The sequence below is a fragment of the Saccharothrix longispora genome (genome assembly GCF_030852425.1).
Lineage (GTDB): Bacteria > Actinomycetota > Actinomycetes > Mycobacteriales > Pseudonocardiaceae > Actinosynnema > Actinosynnema longispora.
On the sequence record NZ_NSDM01000008.1, the window covers coordinates 126,366 to 141,843 of the forward strand.

General features: G+C 74.8%; 17 protein-coding genes. 11 read left to right on the plus strand and 6 right to left on the minus strand.

Annotated features, from left to right (window positions below):
* The first annotated feature begins 102 nt into the window (after positions 1-102).
* On the plus strand, positions 103-249 hold the full coding sequence (locus CKY47_RS19735) for a hypothetical protein (protein WP_306747362.1): 147 nt from the start codon (positions 103-105) through the stop codon (positions 247-249).
* Positions 250-533: 284 nt separating this feature from the next.
* Complete coding sequence (locus CKY47_RS19740; RefSeq protein ID WP_306747363.1) at positions 534-1,301, plus strand: acyltransferase; 768 nt, start codon at positions 534-536, stop codon at positions 1,299-1,301.
* Between the two features lie 12 nt (positions 1,302-1,313).
* On the opposite strand, the gene CKY47_RS19745 is transcribed toward CKY47_RS19740, so the two are convergent.
* From CKY47_RS19745 to CKY47_RS19760, 4 genes are all read right to left on the minus strand, one after another.
* Positions 1,314-1,619, minus strand: a complete 306-nt coding sequence (locus tag CKY47_RS19745; protein ID WP_306747364.1) for a hypothetical protein — start codon at positions 1,617-1,619, stop codon at positions 1,314-1,316.
* A gap of 165 nt (positions 1,620-1,784) precedes the next feature.
* Positions 1,785-3,035, minus strand: a complete 1,251-nt coding sequence (locus CKY47_RS19750; protein ID WP_306747365.1) for a glycosyltransferase family 4 protein — start codon at positions 3,033-3,035, stop codon at positions 1,785-1,787.
* 24 nt (positions 3,036-3,059) lie between these two features.
* The gene (locus CKY47_RS19755; protein WP_306747366.1) at positions 3,060-4,592 is read right to left on the minus strand and encodes a 1,4-alpha-glucan branching protein domain-containing protein; all 1,533 of its coding nucleotides are present in this window, start codon (positions 4,590-4,592) and stop codon (positions 3,060-3,062) included.
* Positions 4,589-5,335 carry a class I SAM-dependent methyltransferase gene (locus CKY47_RS19760; RefSeq protein ID WP_306747367.1) on the minus strand — a complete coding sequence of 249 codons (747 nt, stop codon included), beginning with the start codon at positions 5,333-5,335 and terminating at the stop codon, positions 4,589-4,591. The genes CKY47_RS19755 and CKY47_RS19760 overlap by 4 nt, the downstream gene beginning before the upstream one ends.
* Before the next feature lie 316 nt (positions 5,336-5,651).
* Here CKY47_RS19760 and CKY47_RS19765 point away from each other — a divergent pair, with 316 nt between their 5' ends.
* Genes CKY47_RS19765 through CKY47_RS19775 form a run of 3 tightly spaced genes read left to right on the plus strand, consistent with a single transcriptional unit; the run spans position 5,652 to position 7,823 of the window.
* The gene (locus CKY47_RS19765) at positions 5,652-6,719 is read left to right on the plus strand and encodes a coiled-coil domain-containing protein (protein ID WP_306747368.1); all 1,068 of its coding nucleotides are present in this window, start codon (positions 5,652-5,654) and stop codon (positions 6,717-6,719) included.
* Positions 6,719-7,060: a hypothetical protein gene (locus CKY47_RS19770; RefSeq protein ID WP_306747369.1), complete on the plus strand. Its 342-nt coding sequence runs from the start codon at positions 6,719-6,721 to the stop codon at positions 7,058-7,060. The genes CKY47_RS19765 and CKY47_RS19770 overlap by 1 nt, the downstream gene beginning before the upstream one ends.
* A 10-nt stretch (positions 7,061-7,070) precedes the next feature.
* Positions 7,071-7,823, plus strand: coding sequence for a hypothetical protein (locus CKY47_RS19775; RefSeq protein ID WP_306747370.1), 753 nt, complete (start codon positions 7,071-7,073; stop codon positions 7,821-7,823).
* A 52-nt stretch (positions 7,824-7,875) separates the two neighbouring features.
* On the opposite strand, the gene CKY47_RS19780 is transcribed toward CKY47_RS19775, so the two are convergent.
* Both CKY47_RS19780 and CKY47_RS19785 read right to left on the minus strand, forming a co-directional pair.
* Positions 7,876-8,025, minus strand: coding sequence for a hypothetical protein (locus CKY47_RS19780; protein WP_306747371.1), 150 nt, complete (start codon positions 8,023-8,025; stop codon positions 7,876-7,878).
* Positions 8,026-8,097: 72 nt separating this feature from the next.
* Positions 8,098-8,940 carry a DegV family protein gene (locus tag CKY47_RS19785; RefSeq protein WP_306747372.1) on the minus strand — a complete coding sequence of 281 codons (843 nt, stop codon included), beginning with the start codon at positions 8,938-8,940 and terminating at the stop codon, positions 8,098-8,100.
* 309 nt (positions 8,941-9,249) lie between these two features.
* Here CKY47_RS19785 and CKY47_RS19790 point away from each other — a divergent pair, with 309 nt between their 5' ends.
* The 6 genes from CKY47_RS19790 to CKY47_RS19815 all read left to right on the plus strand — a co-directional run bounded on the left by CKY47_RS19790 (position 9,250) and on the right by CKY47_RS19815 (position 15,476).
* Complete coding sequence (locus tag CKY47_RS19790; protein WP_306747373.1) at positions 9,250-10,032, plus strand: electron transfer flavoprotein subunit beta/FixA family protein; 783 nt, start codon at positions 9,250-9,252, stop codon at positions 10,030-10,032.
* A gap of 14 nt (positions 10,033-10,046) precedes the next feature.
* On the plus strand, positions 10,047-11,006 hold the full coding sequence (locus tag CKY47_RS19795; protein WP_306747374.1) for an electron transfer flavoprotein subunit alpha/FixB family protein: 960 nt from the start codon (positions 10,047-10,049) through the stop codon (positions 11,004-11,006).
* Between the two features lie 146 nt (positions 11,007-11,152).
* Positions 11,153-11,923: a GNAT family N-acetyltransferase gene (locus CKY47_RS19800; RefSeq protein ID WP_306747375.1), complete on the plus strand. Its 771-nt coding sequence runs from the start codon at positions 11,153-11,155 to the stop codon at positions 11,921-11,923.
* Positions 11,920-12,807 (plus strand): lysophospholipid acyltransferase family protein, encoded by an 888-nt coding sequence (locus CKY47_RS19805; RefSeq protein WP_306747376.1) that lies wholly within the window; start codon positions 11,920-11,922, stop codon positions 12,805-12,807. Before CKY47_RS19800 ends, CKY47_RS19805 begins: the two co-directional genes overlap by 4 nt.
* A 99-nt stretch (positions 12,808-12,906) precedes the next feature.
* Positions 12,907-14,277, plus strand: coding sequence for an MFS transporter (locus tag CKY47_RS19810; RefSeq protein ID WP_306747377.1), 1,371 nt, complete (start codon positions 12,907-12,909; stop codon positions 14,275-14,277).
* A complete protein-coding gene (locus CKY47_RS19815) occupies positions 14,277-15,476 on the plus strand; it encodes a cysteine desulfurase family protein (RefSeq protein WP_306747378.1) in 1,200 nt (399 codons plus the stop codon). The genes CKY47_RS19810 and CKY47_RS19815 overlap by 1 nt, the downstream gene beginning before the upstream one ends.
* The last annotated feature ends 2 nt before the right edge of the window (positions 15,477-15,478 follow it).

The following is a 15,478-nucleotide window of genomic DNA, read 5'->3' on the forward strand; positions in this document are numbered from 1 at the left end:
CACCGGGGGCGTCCGGTGGGCGGTGCCGGTCCGGCCGCGCCGTCAGCAGCGGGGAGCCGCGGCGTATCGGCACGGCGGTGCGCCGGCAGCCGGTGCACAGGCGTGAGCGCCACGCGCGCGACCGCGTTCTCCCGGTCGCGCGTCGAGCACAGCGTCCTCTTGACGACCGAGTCCTGGCGCAGGATCTCCGGCCGCTTCGCGGTCTGCTCGATCACGGTGAGGTCGTGGTCGCCTGCTCCCACCACGTAACCCACGACCCTGCTCCCGTCCGCCTTGTCGATCGCCTCGGCCGCCGGCCAGAACCCGGTCGACAGGTTGAACAGCTCCCGCGACCTCCCACGGGCTCCACGACCGCCCGCGCGTCGCCGGTCCGCGCGCACCGACCCGCGCGCGCTGCGCGTCGACCCTGACCCGGGTGGGCCGGCGGCCCGCCGTCCCGTGCGCGTCCCAGTGCGCCACGTGCCCCCACGTCGTCCCGCTGCTCGGTGACGCCGGGACCGTACCGCCCGGGCAGGCGCGGCTAGAGTGCCCGCGTGACGAGCATGTGGGGCGCGCCGGTGTGGACGAGGTGGCGCACGTCGCGCCGCGACCCGGAGCAGGCCCGGTTCCTCACCCTGGCCTCGTTGCGCTGGGTGCTGCGGCACCGTGCGTACACCCCGTGGTACCTGGTGCGGTACTGGCGGCTGCTGCGGTTCCGGATCGCGAACCCGCACGTGGTGCTGCGCGGCATGGTGTTCCTCGGCAAGGGCGTCGAGCTGCACTGCCGCCCCGGTTACGGCCGGCTGGAGATCGGGCGGTGGGTGCACATCGGCGACGGCAACGCCATCCGCTGCCACGAGGGGTCGCTGCGCATCGGCGACAAGGCGGTGTTCGGCAAGGACAACACCGTCAACTGCTACCTCGACGTGGAGATCGGCGCGGCCACGCTCGTCGCCGACTGGGTCTACATCTGCGACTTCGACCACGTGACGGCCGACGTCGACCTGCCGATCAAGGACCAGGGCATCGTGAAGTCCCCGGTCCGCATCGGCCCGGACTGCTGGCTGGGCACGAAGGTCACCGTCACCCGCGGCACGCGGATCGGGCGCGGCTGCGTGCTGGGCGCGCACGCCGTCGTGCGGGGCGACGTGCCGGACTACAAGATCGCCGTCGGCATCCCGGCGCGCGTCGTGAAGGACCGGCGCGCGGACTACGAGGCGGACGCCGTGCGCCGGGCGGCGGTGGCCGACATGGCGCGCAAGGCCCGGGAGGCCCTGGAGCGGTCGCGGAACTGCTCCCGGTCGGGAGACCCTGAGGGGTGACCCGCGGGCGGGCTACGCCTCGTTCTCCAGCTGTTCGGCCACCTGCTCCAGGCCGTCCCTGATCAGCCGCCCGTACTCGTCGTCGCCGAGCGCGCCGATCGCGTCCCGCGCGCGCCGGAGGTGCTCGCGGGCCCGGTCGAGGTCGCCCAGCCTGCGGTGGCACTCGCTCAGGTTGAGGTGCGGCGACGGGGAGAGGCCCGCCACCGGGAGCGCCACCCCCGCCTCCGCCACCCGCGCGTCGGTCAGCGGGCCGGCCGCCGCCGGCGCCCGCTCGTCCCGGACCAGTTCCCGGCGCACGTCGTCCTGCACGTCCGCCATCGCGTGCGCGAGCGTGCAGCGGTGCAGGGGGTCCCCCGCTCGCCGCCGATCTCGTCCCGGATCGCCTGGAGCAGCCGGCGGGCCGCGTCGCGCTCGCCCCCGTGGCCGAGCTGCACGGCCTCGCCTGTCCGGATGAGCGTCCGGTCGGTGATCACGGGTTCCTTCTTACAGGAACGCGTTTCCGGTCGCGATCTTCGGCCGGCCCAGCGGCTCGCGGGCGCGGACCGCGGCGGAGCGGTAGACGTCCGCGGTGTCGGCGGCGATGCGGTTCCAGTCGAAGTCGGTGGTCAGTCGGGCCTTGGCGGCCCTCGCCCGGCGCGCGGCCGCCGACGGGTCGTCCAGGACCGCGCGGACGGCGGCGGTCAGGGCGTCCACGTCGCCCGGCGGGAACGACAGGCCCGTGCGGCCGTCCAGGACGACCTCGCCCAGGCCGCCGGCGGTGGAGGCGACGAGCGGCGCGCCCGCGGCGGCGGCCTCCAGGGCGACGATGCCGAACGGCTCGTAGCGCGACGGCAGGACCACCGCGTCGGCGGCGGCCAGCACGGCGGCCAGGGAGCGGTCGGGCAGGTGGCCGACGAAGTCGACCGCGCGGCGCACCTTGTGCTTGCGTGCCTGCTCCACGAGCCAGTCGCGGTGCGTGCCGGTGCCGGCCACGACCAGGCGCGTGCCGGGGTGCGCGCGACGCACCCTCGGCAGGGCCGCGATCAGGTCCTGCACGCCCTTCTCCCACTCCAACCGGCCGAAGAACAGCAGCAGCGGCGCGCCGGTCGGGGAGTGCTCCGCGCGGGCCTCGGCCACGTCCGCGGCGCGCACCCGCCACCGGCGCGGCTCGATGCCGTTGTGCAGCACGGTGATCGGCGACCGCTCCACCTCGAACAGGTGCGCCACCTCGGCCCGCATCGCCGCCGAGCACGTGATCAGCGCGTCGGCGCGGTTCGCCAGCCACCACTCGATGGAGTGGACCTGCTGGTTGAGCACCTGCGACAGCCACCCGCTGTGCCGACCGGCCTCGGTCGCGTGCACGGTGGCCACGAGCGGCGCGCCGGACGCCTCGGACAGCGCCACGGCGGCGTGCGTCACGAGCCAGTCGTGCGCGTGCACCACGTCCGGCCGCCACCCGCGCAGCAGCGCGAGCCCGGCCCGCGTCATGGCGTGGCCCAGGGCGAGCGTCCAGGCCACCAGGTCGCGCTCGAACACCAGGTGCGCCGGGTCCTCCGCGACGCGCACCAGCCGCACGCCCTCGACCGCCTCGTCGGACGTCGGGTGCGTCACCGCGTCCGTGCCCGCGGGCTGCCGGCACAGCACGACCACCTCGTGCCCCTGCGCCGCGAGGCACGTCGCCAGCGCGTGCACGTGCCTGCCCAAGCCGCCCACGACGACCGGCGGGTACTCCCACGACAACATCAGCACGCGCATGGGGCATCCTCGCATTCGTCGGCGTCAGTGCTGGGTGCGGGCGGCGCCGGGACGGGCCACCCGGCCCAGCCCCCGCGCGTCGAGGTGCCCGAACGGCCCGTCGACCGCGCGCAGTTCGCGTGCCCGGGGCAGGGCGCGGGCCGGCGACCCGGCGCGCAGCAGCGCGGCCAGCTCGGCGAACCGGTCGGCGTGCACCTTGGCCCGGTAGCGCGCGTAGTCGGCGGCCGAGTCCTTGGTGACCATGAACGCCCAGTCGCTGGACAGCGCCAGCAGCGCCTCGCGCACCGCCTGGTCGGCGACCGGCGACCGCACCGGGCCGGACAGGTCCAGTTCCAGCAGCTCCCGCTGCACGGACGCGTTGAGGTCGACCAGGTCGGCGACCTGCGGCCCGTTCCACACGTGCCAGTCCTTGCCCGCGCCCCACGACGACGGCGGCACCTCGACGGGCGCGCCCACGTGCCCGGCCTCGACCGCGCCGCGCAGCGACGTGACCCGCACCCCGGCCTCGGGCAGCAGCCGCAGCACGGCCTCCAGCCAGCGCGGGCCCTCGTGCCACCAGTGCCCGTACAGCTCGGTGTCGTAGGCGGCGACCACGAGCGACGGCCTGCCGTGCCGCTCCCGCAGCGCCCGCAGCCGCGCCACGACGACGTCCACGAAGTCCGCCGCGTGCCGCCGCACGGCGAGCGCCGCCGCGTCCGGCTCGTAGGGCCGCTTGTCCTCCGGCGCGACGCCCTTGCCGGTCACCCTGGACGGCTTGAGCCCGCTGGGGTGGTCGTAGGTGTGGAAGTCGCGGTACGCGGGGTCGCCGGGGTAGCCGACCTTCGGCGACCACACCCGGTAGGACACCTCCAGGTCGCGTCCGAAGCACACCACGTCCGAGGTGCCGACCGGCCTGCCCGCGGCGGTGTCGCCGCGCAGCGACGGGCCGTCCACCAGGAACCGCCGCACGCCGGCCCGCGCGTAGTCGTGCTCCAGGCCCGGCGCGTAGGCGCACTCCGGCGCCCAGATGCCCTCGGGCGCCGAGCCGATCCGCAGCGCGGTGTCGGCCAGGCCGGTGCGCAGCGAGAACGCCCGCACGCGCGGGTCGAGCAGCGGTTGGAACGGGTGCGCGGCCGGCCCGCCGAGCAGTTCGACGACCCGCGAGTCCACGAGGTGGCGCAGCACGGGCGAGAAGCCGTGCCGCCACCGCGTCTCGAAGCGCTCCAGCGCCCACGCGGACGCCCGGTGCTCGCGCGCCGCCAGGTCCGGCAGCCGGGGAGCCGCGCCGTGCGCCCGCAGCTGCCAGTTCCCCAGCCAGTCGTGCAGGCCGCGCAGCGAGTACGGGTCGTCGAGCTGGGCGGCCAGCACCGGTGTCACGCCGAGCGTCAGCACGTCCTCGCGGCCCTCGGCGGCGAACCTCTCCAGCAGGTCCACCACGGGCAGGTAGGAGTGCGCCCACGCCTGGTACAGCCACTCCTCGCCGACCGGCCAGGCCCCGTGGTGCGCGAGCCACGGCAGGTGGCTGTGCAGGACCAGGCAGAACGTGCCCTCGGTCCCCGTCGTCCCCGCACCGCTCACCCGCGCACCGCCACGGCCACGAGGTCGAGCGAGGCGTCCAGGTCGTCGGTGGTGATCTCGAAGTCCTCGCTGCGCACCGACGCCACGGCCGCCAGCAGGTCGGCGGGCCACTCCCCGCCGTCCACCACCACCGCCACCTGGGCGTCGATGACGGAGCCGCCGAACCGCGCGTCCAGCTCGCGCAGCGCGGGTCCGTGCCGCAGCCCGGCCAGCAGCTCCACGCGCAGGCCCGCGCCGACGAGCAGGTCGCGCAGCTCCGCCGGCGCCAGCTCGCGGGTGTGGAACGGGTTCAGCGGCGTGTCGCGGCCGGGGGAGAAGGTGATCCGGTTCGGCGTGGTGACGAGCAGCCTGCCGCCGGGCCGCAGCACCCGCGCGCACTCGGCGAGGAAACCCTCCTGGTCCCACAGGTGCTCGATCACCTGGAGGTTCGCCACGACGTCCACGCTCGCGTCGCGCAGCGGCAGGGACGCGAGGTTTCCGCGCACCACGTCCAGCGCCGGGTACGCCCGCGCGGCGTGGGCGGCGGTCGGCCCGTCGTAGTCCAGCGCCACGACCCGCGCGGCGCGCTCGGCGACCAGCGCGGCCCCGTAGCCCTCGCCGCACCCGGCCTCCAGCACCACCGCGCCCCCGCAGTGCCGCACGAGGTCGAGGTAGGCGGCCTCGTGGCGCCTGAACCAGTAGTTCTCCTCGGCGACACCGGGCACGGTGCGCTCACCGGTGAGGGGCAGCGGCTCGACGGTCACCCGACCAGCGTAGTTGCCCGTTACTGACGGGTAGGCAGCGCCCGGTCCCGGGAGGGCGGTGAATTCACGTGAGCGGTCGGTTCCCGGTTTTCCGGAGCGGCGTGGAGTGGCCATTCCGCCGGAGGTCGCCCATTCGTCGACAATGACACAATCGGGTGACCTCCAATCAGGGGGGCGGCGATCATCCACGATAGTGTTACGGCTGCTCCGGGCCGCTTCACCCCGGGATGCGCGGGGTAGTGAGAGGTGGTCAAGTGCTGGTTGAGGTGCCGCGTGCTCGGTACTCTCGGCCAATCTTCAACCGAGTGGGGCGACCATGGGTGCGAAAGAGCCGGAGATTGTTCCGCTGCACGCGGGTTTCGACGTGGTCTACCGGGGATTCCACCGCAAGCAGGTGATCGAGCACCTGGAGAACCTGGAGGAGCAGCTCAGGTACACGACCCTCGACCGCGCCGAGGCCCTGGCGCAGGCCGCCGACCTCCGCAAGCTGCTGGAGATGACCAGGCGCGACCTGGACGAGGCCCGCGCGCGGATCGAGCGGATGGAGATGTCGCCGGGCACGACGGCCGGCGCGACCGAGCGCCTGCACCGGATGCTGCTGCTCGCCGAGGACGAGTCGAACGAGCTGCGGCTGCGCGCCGAGCGCGACGTGGCCGCCCTGCGGCAGCGCACCGAGGTCGAGCTGGCCGAGCGGGTCCGCCAGGTCGAGGCGGAGATCGAGGCCTTCCGCGAACGCGCCGACGCGCACGCCGCCGAGCAGCGCGAGGCCGCGAACCGGCGTGCCGCCGAGCTGGACCAGCGCGAGGTCGACCTGGAGCGCCGCCGCGTCGAGGTCGAGGCGCACCTGAAGGCCCGCACCGAGGAGACCGACGCCGAGTGCGCCGCCGCCGTGGTGCAGGCCCAGGCGGAGGCGGACCGCCTGCTGCGCGAGACCGCCGAGCGGTGCGCCGGGCTGGAGGCGGAGTCCGACGCCAAGCGCGCCAAGGCGCAGAACTTCTTCGAGCTGACCATGACCCGGCGTCGCCACGAGGCCGACCAGCACCTCGCCGAGCAGGAGGAGCTGGCCCGCACGCGGGCCGCGTTCCTGGTGAAGATGGCCGCGCGCGAGGCGCACCGGCGCATCGCCGAGATCCAGCAGCGCAGCGACCAGCTCGACGAGCTGCGGCACACCGTGGCGGACCAGCTCGCGGCGGCCCGCGTGGCGCTGGCGTCGGCGGCCGACCACGTGCCGAGCCTGATCCCGGAGCAGACCAGCGCCGAGGAGGCCGACGCGGTCCGGCAGGGCGGTGATCGGCAGTCCAACGGCGTGCCGGTCGGCGCGGGGCAGGCGGGCAGCGGGCAGGTAGGTGCGGGGCAGGACTCCGGGCGCCGGGTGGACGCCTGATGCCCGTCCGCTCCGGGAGGCCGGTCCCGCCGTTCGCGGCGGGGCTGGTCGTGGTGCCCGCCGCGGTCACCGCGTTCTGGTTCGGCGGCCACGGCGGGGAGGTCGCCGCCGCGCCGCCGTCCGTCACCTCGTCGACGGGCCACGGGGCGCCGCGGCCCACCGCCGCGCCGGTCCGGCCGACGCAGGAGCCGGCGCGGTCCGCCGGGCGCGACGGGGTCGTGCGGGAGTCCCCGGTCGGGCGCGGTGTCCCGGCCGAGTCCATCAGCGCCGGGGACGTGGCCGCCCCGGTGCGGGGCCCGTCCTTCGGTGACGGTCCCCGAGTCGACGTGCTCGTGGGGTAGGGATGCGGTGATGTCAGGTGCGGTGGCGTTCGTCGTCGGGTTGTGCGCGCTGTCGTTCGTCGCCGGGTGCGTGCTGACGGCCGTCATGCTCCGGCGCGAGCCCGTGCCGGAGGAGGAGCCCCGGCAGTGGCCCGAGGCCGTCGAACCGGACGTGCGGGTGCGCGAGGAGGAGCCCTGGCCGCCCGAGGACTACGCGACCAGGCCGATCCACCGCAACCCGGTGCTGGGCATCCCGGTGCCGGGCATCCCGCAGGGGCTGCCCGAGCAGCCGAAGCTGTCGGTCGTGCCCGACCCGGAGCCCGAGCGGCCGGTGGCGCCCGCCGCCGCGCGCCGCATCCACCTGGTGCGCGACCTGCCGGAACCGGCGCGGCGGGCCGGTTCCGAGCCCGCGCTGGTGGCCCTCGCGCCCGTGGCGCCGGAGATGGCCGCGGCGCCGGGGAGCCCGGGACCCGTGGTGCTGCGCACCGTGCCCGCCACCGATCCCGAGGACGGGGGAGAGGTCGCCCCGGGAACGGCCGCCCCGGGAACGGAGACCGGGCGACCCGCCGAACCGGTGGAGCGGGCCCCGGACGCGACGACGCCGGCGCATCCCGCGAACGGGGCGCCGGCGCACGTCGCCGCGGACCTGCCGGTTCGGGCGGACCCGTACCCGCCGGGGGAATCCCGGCCGGACGCGAGCGGGTGCCGCGAGCGCCACCTGCGGGCGTTCGAAGCGGCCCGGCGCCGGTCGGAGCCCGGTCACCGGAACTCGGGCCGCCGGTGACCGGTCGCCACCGGTCCCCGTCGTCCGCCGGAGCCGGTGGCCGTTGTCGGAGCTAGTGCTTGTTGCCGCGGAACTTGCGCAGCATCTGCTGCGCCTTGGCGCGGTTGCGCGGGTCGCGGGCGGCGTTCTTGACCTGATCGGTGACCCGACGACCTTGAGGACTGCGGGCGAACGCGGCGATCTTGCTGAACAGCGAAGCCATGTCTACCTCCTTGACAGTCCAAGCTTCCCTGTCCGCTCAACGCCCAAACCCCCACCGCGGTTCCCAACCCGGCTAAACCGGCGAAACGGTCACCCCGACGGCTCCCGGGCCGACGTGCGCGCCGATCGCGGAACTCACCTGCGTGAGCATGAACCGGCGCACGTTGGGCAGCTTCCCGCGCAGCGACTGCAGGACGGACCCCGCGCGCTCGGCGGAGTCGAAGTGCTCGACCGCGATGTCGACCTGGCCGCCCCCCGCGCGCTTGACCGCGATGTCCACCATCCTGCGCACGGCCCGCTCCGCGCCGAGCACCTTGTCCAGCGGGGTGATCTGCCCGCCGGACATGGTCAGCAGGGGCTTCATCGACAGCGTCGAGCCGAGCAGGGCCGCCGCCCGGCCGATCTTCCCGCCGCGCTTCAGGAACTCCAGCGTGTCGACGTAGAGCAGTTCGGTGCTGCGGGTCGCGGTGCGCTGGGCCGCCGACACGACCCGCTCGACCCCGCCGCCCGCCGCGGCGACCGTGGCGGCGGCGACCACCGCGTAGCCGAGGCTCATCCCGCAGGTGCGGGTGTCCACGACGTGGACCGGGACCTGCGACTGGGCGGCGGCCTGCCGGGCGGCCTCGACGGTCCCCGACAACCCGGTGGACACGTGCAGCGACACGATCGCCTCCGCGCCGGAGGCCGCGGCGTCGGCGTAGGTCCAGAAGAACGCGCCGGGGTCGGGCGGCGCGGTGACCACGTCGAGCCGACCGCGCAGCGCGTCCACCAGCCTGGGCACCGGGACGCGGACCTCGTCCTCCACCCAGTCGCCGATCCGGACCTGGAGCTGCGCGACGGTGATCCCGAGCTTCTCGGTCAACTGCGGCGGCAGGCACGCGGTGGAGTCCGTGACTATCGCTACTCGCCGGAACATGGGGCGACGGTAACCCAACAGGGGGAGCGTTTGTAACGGGGTGGTCACGACGCGCGTGGTGACGCGACCGCTGCGCAGGCGGTCGTGCGAGTGGGCGGAACGGCCCAGTGAGCATCATCACGCTTGCCGGGTGCTTGCTGTCGTTTGCACCCCTGCTACTCACGGGTAACATCGGGGTGGTCGACACCACCATGCCAACGCGGCGATGACATGGCAGGGTCACGGGTCACCGAGAACAACCGGCGACCGGGGGAAACCACCGTCGCCCAGGCACGTCGCCGCCCGTCCGCAGGAGGTCGAAGAGGACCCATGAACATTGTCGTCCTGGTCAAGCAGGTGCCCGACACCTGGTCAGAGCGCAAGCTCTCCGACGCCGACCACACCCTCGACCGCGACTCCGCGGACGCCGTGCTCGACGAGATCAACGAGCGCGCCGTGGAAGAGGCCCTGCTGCTCCAGGAGGCGCACGGCGGTGAGGTGACCGTCGTCTCGATGGGTCCCGCGCGCGCCACCGACGCGATCCGCAAGGCGCTGTCCATGGGGGCGGACAAGGCGATCCACGTCTCCGACGAGGCGCTGCACGGCTCCGACGCGATCACCACCGCGAAGGTGTTGGCCAAGGCCATCGGCACGGTCGAGGGCTTCGACCTCGTCATCGCCGGCAACGAGGCCACCGACGGCCGCGCGGGCGCCGTGCCCGCCATCCTGGCCGAACTGCTGGGCCTCCCGCAGGTGACGCAGGTGCGCAAGCTCAGCGTCGAGGGCGGCACCGTCAAGGCCGAGCGCGAGACCGACGAGGGCGTGGCGCACCTGGAGGCGAGCCTGCCCGCCGTGGTCTCCGTGAACGAGAAGATCAACGAGCCGCGCTACCCGTCCTTCAAGGGCATCATGGCGGCCAAGAAGAAGCCCGTGAGCACGCTCACCGTCGCGGACCTCGGTCTGGACGCCGGCGAGGTCGGCCTCGGCGCCGCGTGGTCGCAGGTGCTGGAGGCGGCCCCGAAGCCGCCGCGCAGCGCCGGTCAGCGCGTCGAGGACTCGGGTGACGGCGGTTCGAAGATCGCCGAGTACCTGGTCGGCCAGAAGCTCATCTGAAGGCGAGGGAACACATGTCCGAAGTCCTGGTCCTCGTCGATCACGTCGACGGCGAGGTCAAGAAGGTCACCTATGAGCTTCTATCCGCCGCGCGCGGTCTCGGCGAGCCGGCCGCGGTGGTGGTCGGATCGCCCGGCACCGCGGGCAAGGTGAGGGAGTCCCTCGGCCGCTACGGCGCGACGAAGGTCTACGCCGTCGAGTCCGACGACGCCCTCAACGTCCTGGTGACGCCCAAGGTCGACGCCCTGGCTGCGATCGCGGGCACCGCGTCCCCGGCCGCCGTGCTGGTGTCGGCGACGCTGGAGGGCAAGGAGGTCGCGGGCCGGCTGGCCGTGCGCCTCGGCTCCGGCCTGCTCTACGACGCCGTCGACCTCGACGGCGAGGGCGTGGCCACCCAGTCGATCTTCGGCGGCGCGTACGTCGTGAAGTCGAAGGTCAAGCAGGGCGTCCCGGTCATCGCGATCCGCCCCGGCGGCGTCGAGGCGACCGAGTCCCCGGCCGACGCGGTCGAGCAGGCCGTCGAGGTCCCCGCGGCCGACCCGGCCACGGTGACCCGCGTGACCGGCCGCGAGCCGATCACCGGCGGCGACCGCCCGGAGCTGACCGAGGCGTCGGTCGTCGTGTCCGGCGGTCGCGGCGTGGGCAGCGCGGAGAAGTTCGACGTCGTCGAGAAGCTCGCCGACAGCCTGGGCGCCGCCGTGGGCGCGTCCCGCGCCGCGGTCGACTCCGGCTACTACCCGCACCAGTTCCAGGTCGGCCAGACCGGCAAGACGGTGTCGCCGCAGCTCTACATCGCCCTGGGCATCTCCGGCGCCATCCAGCACCGGGCGGGCATGCAGACGTCGAAGACGATCGTCGCGGTCAACAAGGACCCGGAGGCGCCGATCTTCGAGATCGCCGACTTCGGCGTCGTCGGCGACCTGTTCGCCGTCGCGCCGCAGCTCACCGACGAGGTGGGCAAGCGCAAGGGCTGAGCACCCGCTCGCACGTCGAGGGCCGTCCCGCACGTCGCGGGGCGGCCCTCGCCCGTCCCCTGCCCACCAGGGCTTCACCGAGCCCTCACCGACGCGTCACCGGAACGGCCTGCTCCCGGTCGCCGACCGGTCGGTAGACCAGACCCATGACGCAGCCGCAACTGCTTGTCAGCACCGGTGACGCCGCTTCCGACGCGCCGCGCTACTCCCTGCTGGTCGCGCGCGAGGGCGACGAGGTCGTCGCCGCGCAGCGGCTGAGGCACCGGGTGTTCGCCGAGGAGATGGGCGCCACCCTGCGCACGCCCGTGCCCGGCCACGACGTGGACGACTTCGACGAGTTCTGCGACCACCTCGTGGTGCGCGACGACCGCACCGGCGACATCGTCGGCACCTACCGGATGCTGCCGCCCGAGCGGGCCCGCGAGGCCGGGCGGCTGTACTCCGACACCGAGTTCGACCTGTCCCGGCTGGACCCGCTGCGGCCGTCGCTGGTGGAGACGGGCCGCTCGTGCGTGGACCCCGACCACCGCAACGGCGCCGTCGTGTCCCTCGTGTGGGCCGGGATCGCCCGGTACATGCTGCTGTCCGGGCACTCGTGGCTCATCGGCTGCGCCTCCGTGCCGCTGCACGACGGCGGCGCGTTCGCGGCGGGCGTGTGGGACCTGGTGCGCGCCCGGCACCTGGCGCCCGAGGAGCACCGGGTCGTGCCGCTGCGCGCGTGGGACCCGGACGCGGTGCGGCGGACCGGCAAGGCCGTGCTGCCGCCGTTGCTCAAGGGCTACCTGCGGCTGGGCGCGTGGGTGTGCGGACCGCCCGCGCTGGACGCCGACTTCGGCGTGGTCGACCTGCCCGTGCTGCTCGGCATGGACCGCGTGGACCGGCGGTACCTGAAGTTCTTCCTCGGGGAGGGGGCGTGAGCGCGCACCCGTGGATGCCGGTGTCGCCGTGCGGTGACGGGTGCGTCGACCGCTCGACGCCGACCGTGGGCGGGTTCCGGGCGTTCCTCCGGGGGTTCGCGGCGCTCGTCGTGCTGCTGTCCGGCGCGCTGGTGGTGTGCGCGGTGCTCGTGCTGCGGGGCGGGGCGCGCCAGTCGTTGCTGCGCGGCTGGTTCCGGGCGCTGCTGCGGGCGTTCGGCGCGCGGCTGCGGGTCGTCGGGCCGGTGTTCCAGGCGACACCCGGTCGCGGCGTGCTGGTGGTGTCCAACCACGTGTCGTGGCTGGACGAGCTGGCCATCGACGCGACCCAGCCGATCCGCCTGGTCGCCAAGCGGGACATCCGCGACTGGCCCGTGCTGGGGCGCCTGATCACCGCGGCCCGCACCGTGTACCTGGACCGCGAGCGGCTGTCCCTGCTGCCGGGCACGGTGGCGGAGCTGGCCGCGGCGCTGCGCGGGGGCGCGGCCGTGGGCATCCACGCCGAGGGCACCACGTGGTGCGGCGTGGCGTCCGGCCGCTACCGCCCGGCCCTGTTCCAGGCGGCGCTGGACGCGGGCGTGCCCGTGCGGCCCGTCGTGCTGCGCTACCTCCAGGAGGGGGCGTCCTCGACGCGGCCCGCGTTCGTCGGCTCGGACACGCTCCTCGACTCCGTGTCGCGCGTGCTGCGCGCCCGGCGGCTCGTCGTGGAGGTGCACGTGCTCGACGAGGTCGCGCCCGGTCGCGCGGCGGACCGCCGCGAGCTGGCGGCGATCGTGCAGCGGGAGTCGGAGCGGGTCGCGCACGGCGACCTGGTCGTGCCGGTGCGGCGGGAGCACTCGGTGCTCGGCGCCCCGAGCCGGGTGCCACCGGCGGGACGCCCGCGATGACGCGGCCGGCGCCGCGGGCCGTGCCGCCGTGAGCGGTCCCCGCCCGTCCAGGTCATATCACCTTGACCTCGACGGGGGTGGAGGTTGAACCATTGAGCCGTGACGAGCACCGAGGCGCCTGCCGGCAAGAGCAACCTCTGGACCGCCGAACGGCGGGGACCGACGATCGGCATAGTGCTCCTCGTCACCCTCCTCGCCTTCGAGAACATGGGCGTCTCGACCGCCATGCCGAGGATGGTCGCCGAGCTGGGCGGCAACGACCTGTACGCCTGGCCCTTCCTCGCCTTCCTCGCCGCCAGCGTCGTGGCGACCGTGCTGTCCGGGCGGCTGAGCGACCTGCGCGGGCCGCGCCCGTCGCTGCTGGTGGGACCGGCGCTGTTCCTGGTCGGCCTGGTCGTCGCGGGCCTCGCGCAGGACATGGTGCAGCTGCTGCTCGGCCGGGTGCTCCAGGGCATCGGCGGCGGGGCGCAGGTGGTCGCGGTCTACGTGCTGATCGGGCTGGTGTACCCGGAACGGGACCGGCCCGCCGTGTTCGGGCTGCTGGCCTCCGCGTGGGTGGTGCCCTCACTGGTCGGCCCGGCGCTGTCCGGGTGGCTGACCGAGGTGGCGAGCTGGCGGTGGGTGTTCCTCGGGCTCGCGCCGTTCGTGCTGCTCGGCGTGCTGCTGCTGGTGCCGGTCCTGCGGAACCTGCCCGCGCACACCCCCGACCAGGGCACGCGGCGCGGTCTGCCGTGGGCGGCGCTCGGGGCCGGCGGGGGCGTGGCGGCGCTGAGCTGGGCCGCGCAGCACCCCAGCGGGCTCGACCTGGTGATCGGGGCCGCCGGGCTGGCCGCGCTGGTGCCCTCGCTGCGCGTGCTGCTGCCCAGGGGCACGCTGACCGCCCGACCCGGCCTGCCGATGACGATCCTGGCCCGCGCCCTGCTCGCCGGGTCGTTCTTCGCCGCCGAGGCGTTCATCCCGCTGACCCTGACGTCCGTGCACGGCTACTCGGCCGTCGCCTCCGGCATCCCGCTCACGCTGAGCGCGCTCGGCTGGTCGAGCGCCGCCTGGTGGCAGTCGCGCCGGACGCACATCCCGCGCGAGAAGCTGGTGCGGTGGGGGTTCGTCCTCAACGCGGCGGGCATCGCGGGCGTGACGCTCATCGCACCCCCGTGGGGTCCCGCGTGGGCCACGCCGGTGCTGTGGGCGATCGCCGGGGCCGGGATGGGGCTGGCCATGTCGAGCCTCAGCGTGCTCACCCTGGCCGCGTCCACCGACGTCGACCGGGGCTTCAACTCGGCAGCGCTCCAGATCAGCGACATGCTCGGCTCGGCGCTGCTGGTCGGTCTCGGCGGCGTGCTCGTCACGACCTTCGCCTCGGCCACCGCGCCCACCGCGGCCGTGCTGCCGTTCGACCTGCTGATGGCCGGGGTCGCCGTGCTCGGTGCCGTACTCGCCGGCCGGCTGGGGCGGGCTACCCTGGACCACTGATGGCCTACTTCGACCACGCCGCCACGACCCCCATGCTCCCGGGGGCGATCGAGGCGATGACGAGGGCGTTGTCCACCCCGGGCAACGCCTCGTCGCTGCACACCTCCGGGCGGCGGGCCCGGCGCGCGGTCGAGGAGGCGCGGGAGGACATCGCCGACGCCCTCGGCGCGCGCCCCTCCGAGGTGATCTTCACCAGTGGCGGCACGGAGAGCGACAACCTCGCCGTGAAGGGCGTCTACTGGTCCCGCCGCACGGACCGCCGCAGGCGCGTGGTCGCCTCGTCCGTCGAGCACCACGCCGTGCTGGACGCGGTGCAGTGGCTGGTCGAGCACGAGGGCGCCGACGTCACGTGGCTCGAACCCGACGGCCTCGGCCGCGTCCGGCCCGAGGTGCTGGCCGACGCGCTGGGCGACGACGTCGCCCTGGTCACCGCGATGTGGGCGAACAACGAGGTCGGCACCGTCAACCCGGTGCGCGAGCTGGCCGCGCTGTGCGCCGCCGCCGGCGTGCCGTTCCACACCGACGCCGTGCAGGCGGTCGGCGCGGTGCCCGTGGACTTCGCGGCGTCCGGCGCCTCCGCCCTCACCCTCTCCGGCCACAAGGTCGGCGGCCCCTACGGCGTGGGCGTGCTGCTGCTGGGCCGGGACGTCCCCACCACGCCGGTGCTGCACGGCGGCGGGCAGGAGCGCGACGTGCGCTCCGGCACGCTCGACGTGCCCGCGATCGTGGGCCTGGCGGCGGCGGTGCGGCACGCGGTCGAGCACCGCGAGGAGGCGGCCGCGAGGTTGTCCGCGCTGCGCGACGAGCTGGTCGCCGAGGTGCGCCGGGTGGTGCCGGACGTGGCGGTGAACGGCGACCCGGTGCACCGGCTGCCCGGCAACGCCCACCTGACCTTCCCCGGCTGCGAGGGCGACAGCCTGCTGATGCTGCTCGACGCCAAGGGCGTGGAGTGCTCCACCGGTTCGGCGTGCACCGCGGGCGTGGCGCAGCCCAGCCACGTGCTGCTGGCGATGGGTGTGGACCCGGTGGCGGCGCGCGGCTCGCTGCGCTTCTCGCTGGGGCACACGTCCACGGCGGCCGAGGTGCGCGAGCTGGTCGACGTGATCGGCCCGGTCGTCGACCGCGCCCGCACCGCGGGCATCGCGGGCCTGAAGCGGCTCGCGGGCAGGACCCGGGGCCACAGGACAGCGGAGGTGTGACG

Excerpts from the sequence above, each read along its gene's own strand:
- CKY47_RS19745 (WP_306747364.1), bottom strand. The coding sequence starts at position 1,619 with ATGGCGGACGTGCAGGACGACGTGCGCCGGGAACTGGTCCGGGACGAG.
- CKY47_RS19750 (WP_306747365.1), bottom strand. The coding sequence starts at position 3,035 with ATGCGCGTGCTGATGTTGTCGTGGGAGTACCCGCCGGTCGTCGTGGGC.
- CKY47_RS19765 (WP_306747368.1), top strand. The coding sequence starts at position 5,652 with ATGGGTGCGAAAGAGCCGGAGATTGTTCCGCTGCACGCGGGTTTCGAC.
- CKY47_RS19770 (WP_306747369.1), top strand. The coding sequence starts at position 6,719 with ATGCCCGTCCGCTCCGGGAGGCCGGTCCCGCCGTTCGCGGCGGGGCTG.
- CKY47_RS19775 (WP_306747370.1), top strand. The coding sequence starts at position 7,071 with ATGTCAGGTGCGGTGGCGTTCGTCGTCGGGTTGTGCGCGCTGTCGTTC.
- CKY47_RS19780 (WP_306747371.1), bottom strand. The coding sequence starts at position 8,025 with ATGGCTTCGCTGTTCAGCAAGATCGCCGCGTTCGCCCGCAGTCCTCAA.
- CKY47_RS19785 (WP_306747372.1), bottom strand. The coding sequence starts at position 8,940 with ATGTTCCGGCGAGTAGCGATAGTCACGGACTCCACCGCGTGCCTGCCG.
- CKY47_RS19790 (WP_306747373.1), top strand. The coding sequence starts at position 9,250 with ATGAACATTGTCGTCCTGGTCAAGCAGGTGCCCGACACCTGGTCAGAG.
- CKY47_RS19795 (WP_306747374.1), top strand. The coding sequence starts at position 10,047 with ATGTCCGAAGTCCTGGTCCTCGTCGATCACGTCGACGGCGAGGTCAAG.
- CKY47_RS19800 (WP_306747375.1), top strand. The coding sequence starts at position 11,153 with ATGACGCAGCCGCAACTGCTTGTCAGCACCGGTGACGCCGCTTCCGAC.
- CKY47_RS19815 (WP_306747378.1), top strand. The coding sequence starts at position 14,277 with ATGGCCTACTTCGACCACGCCGCCACGACCCCCATGCTCCCGGGGGCG.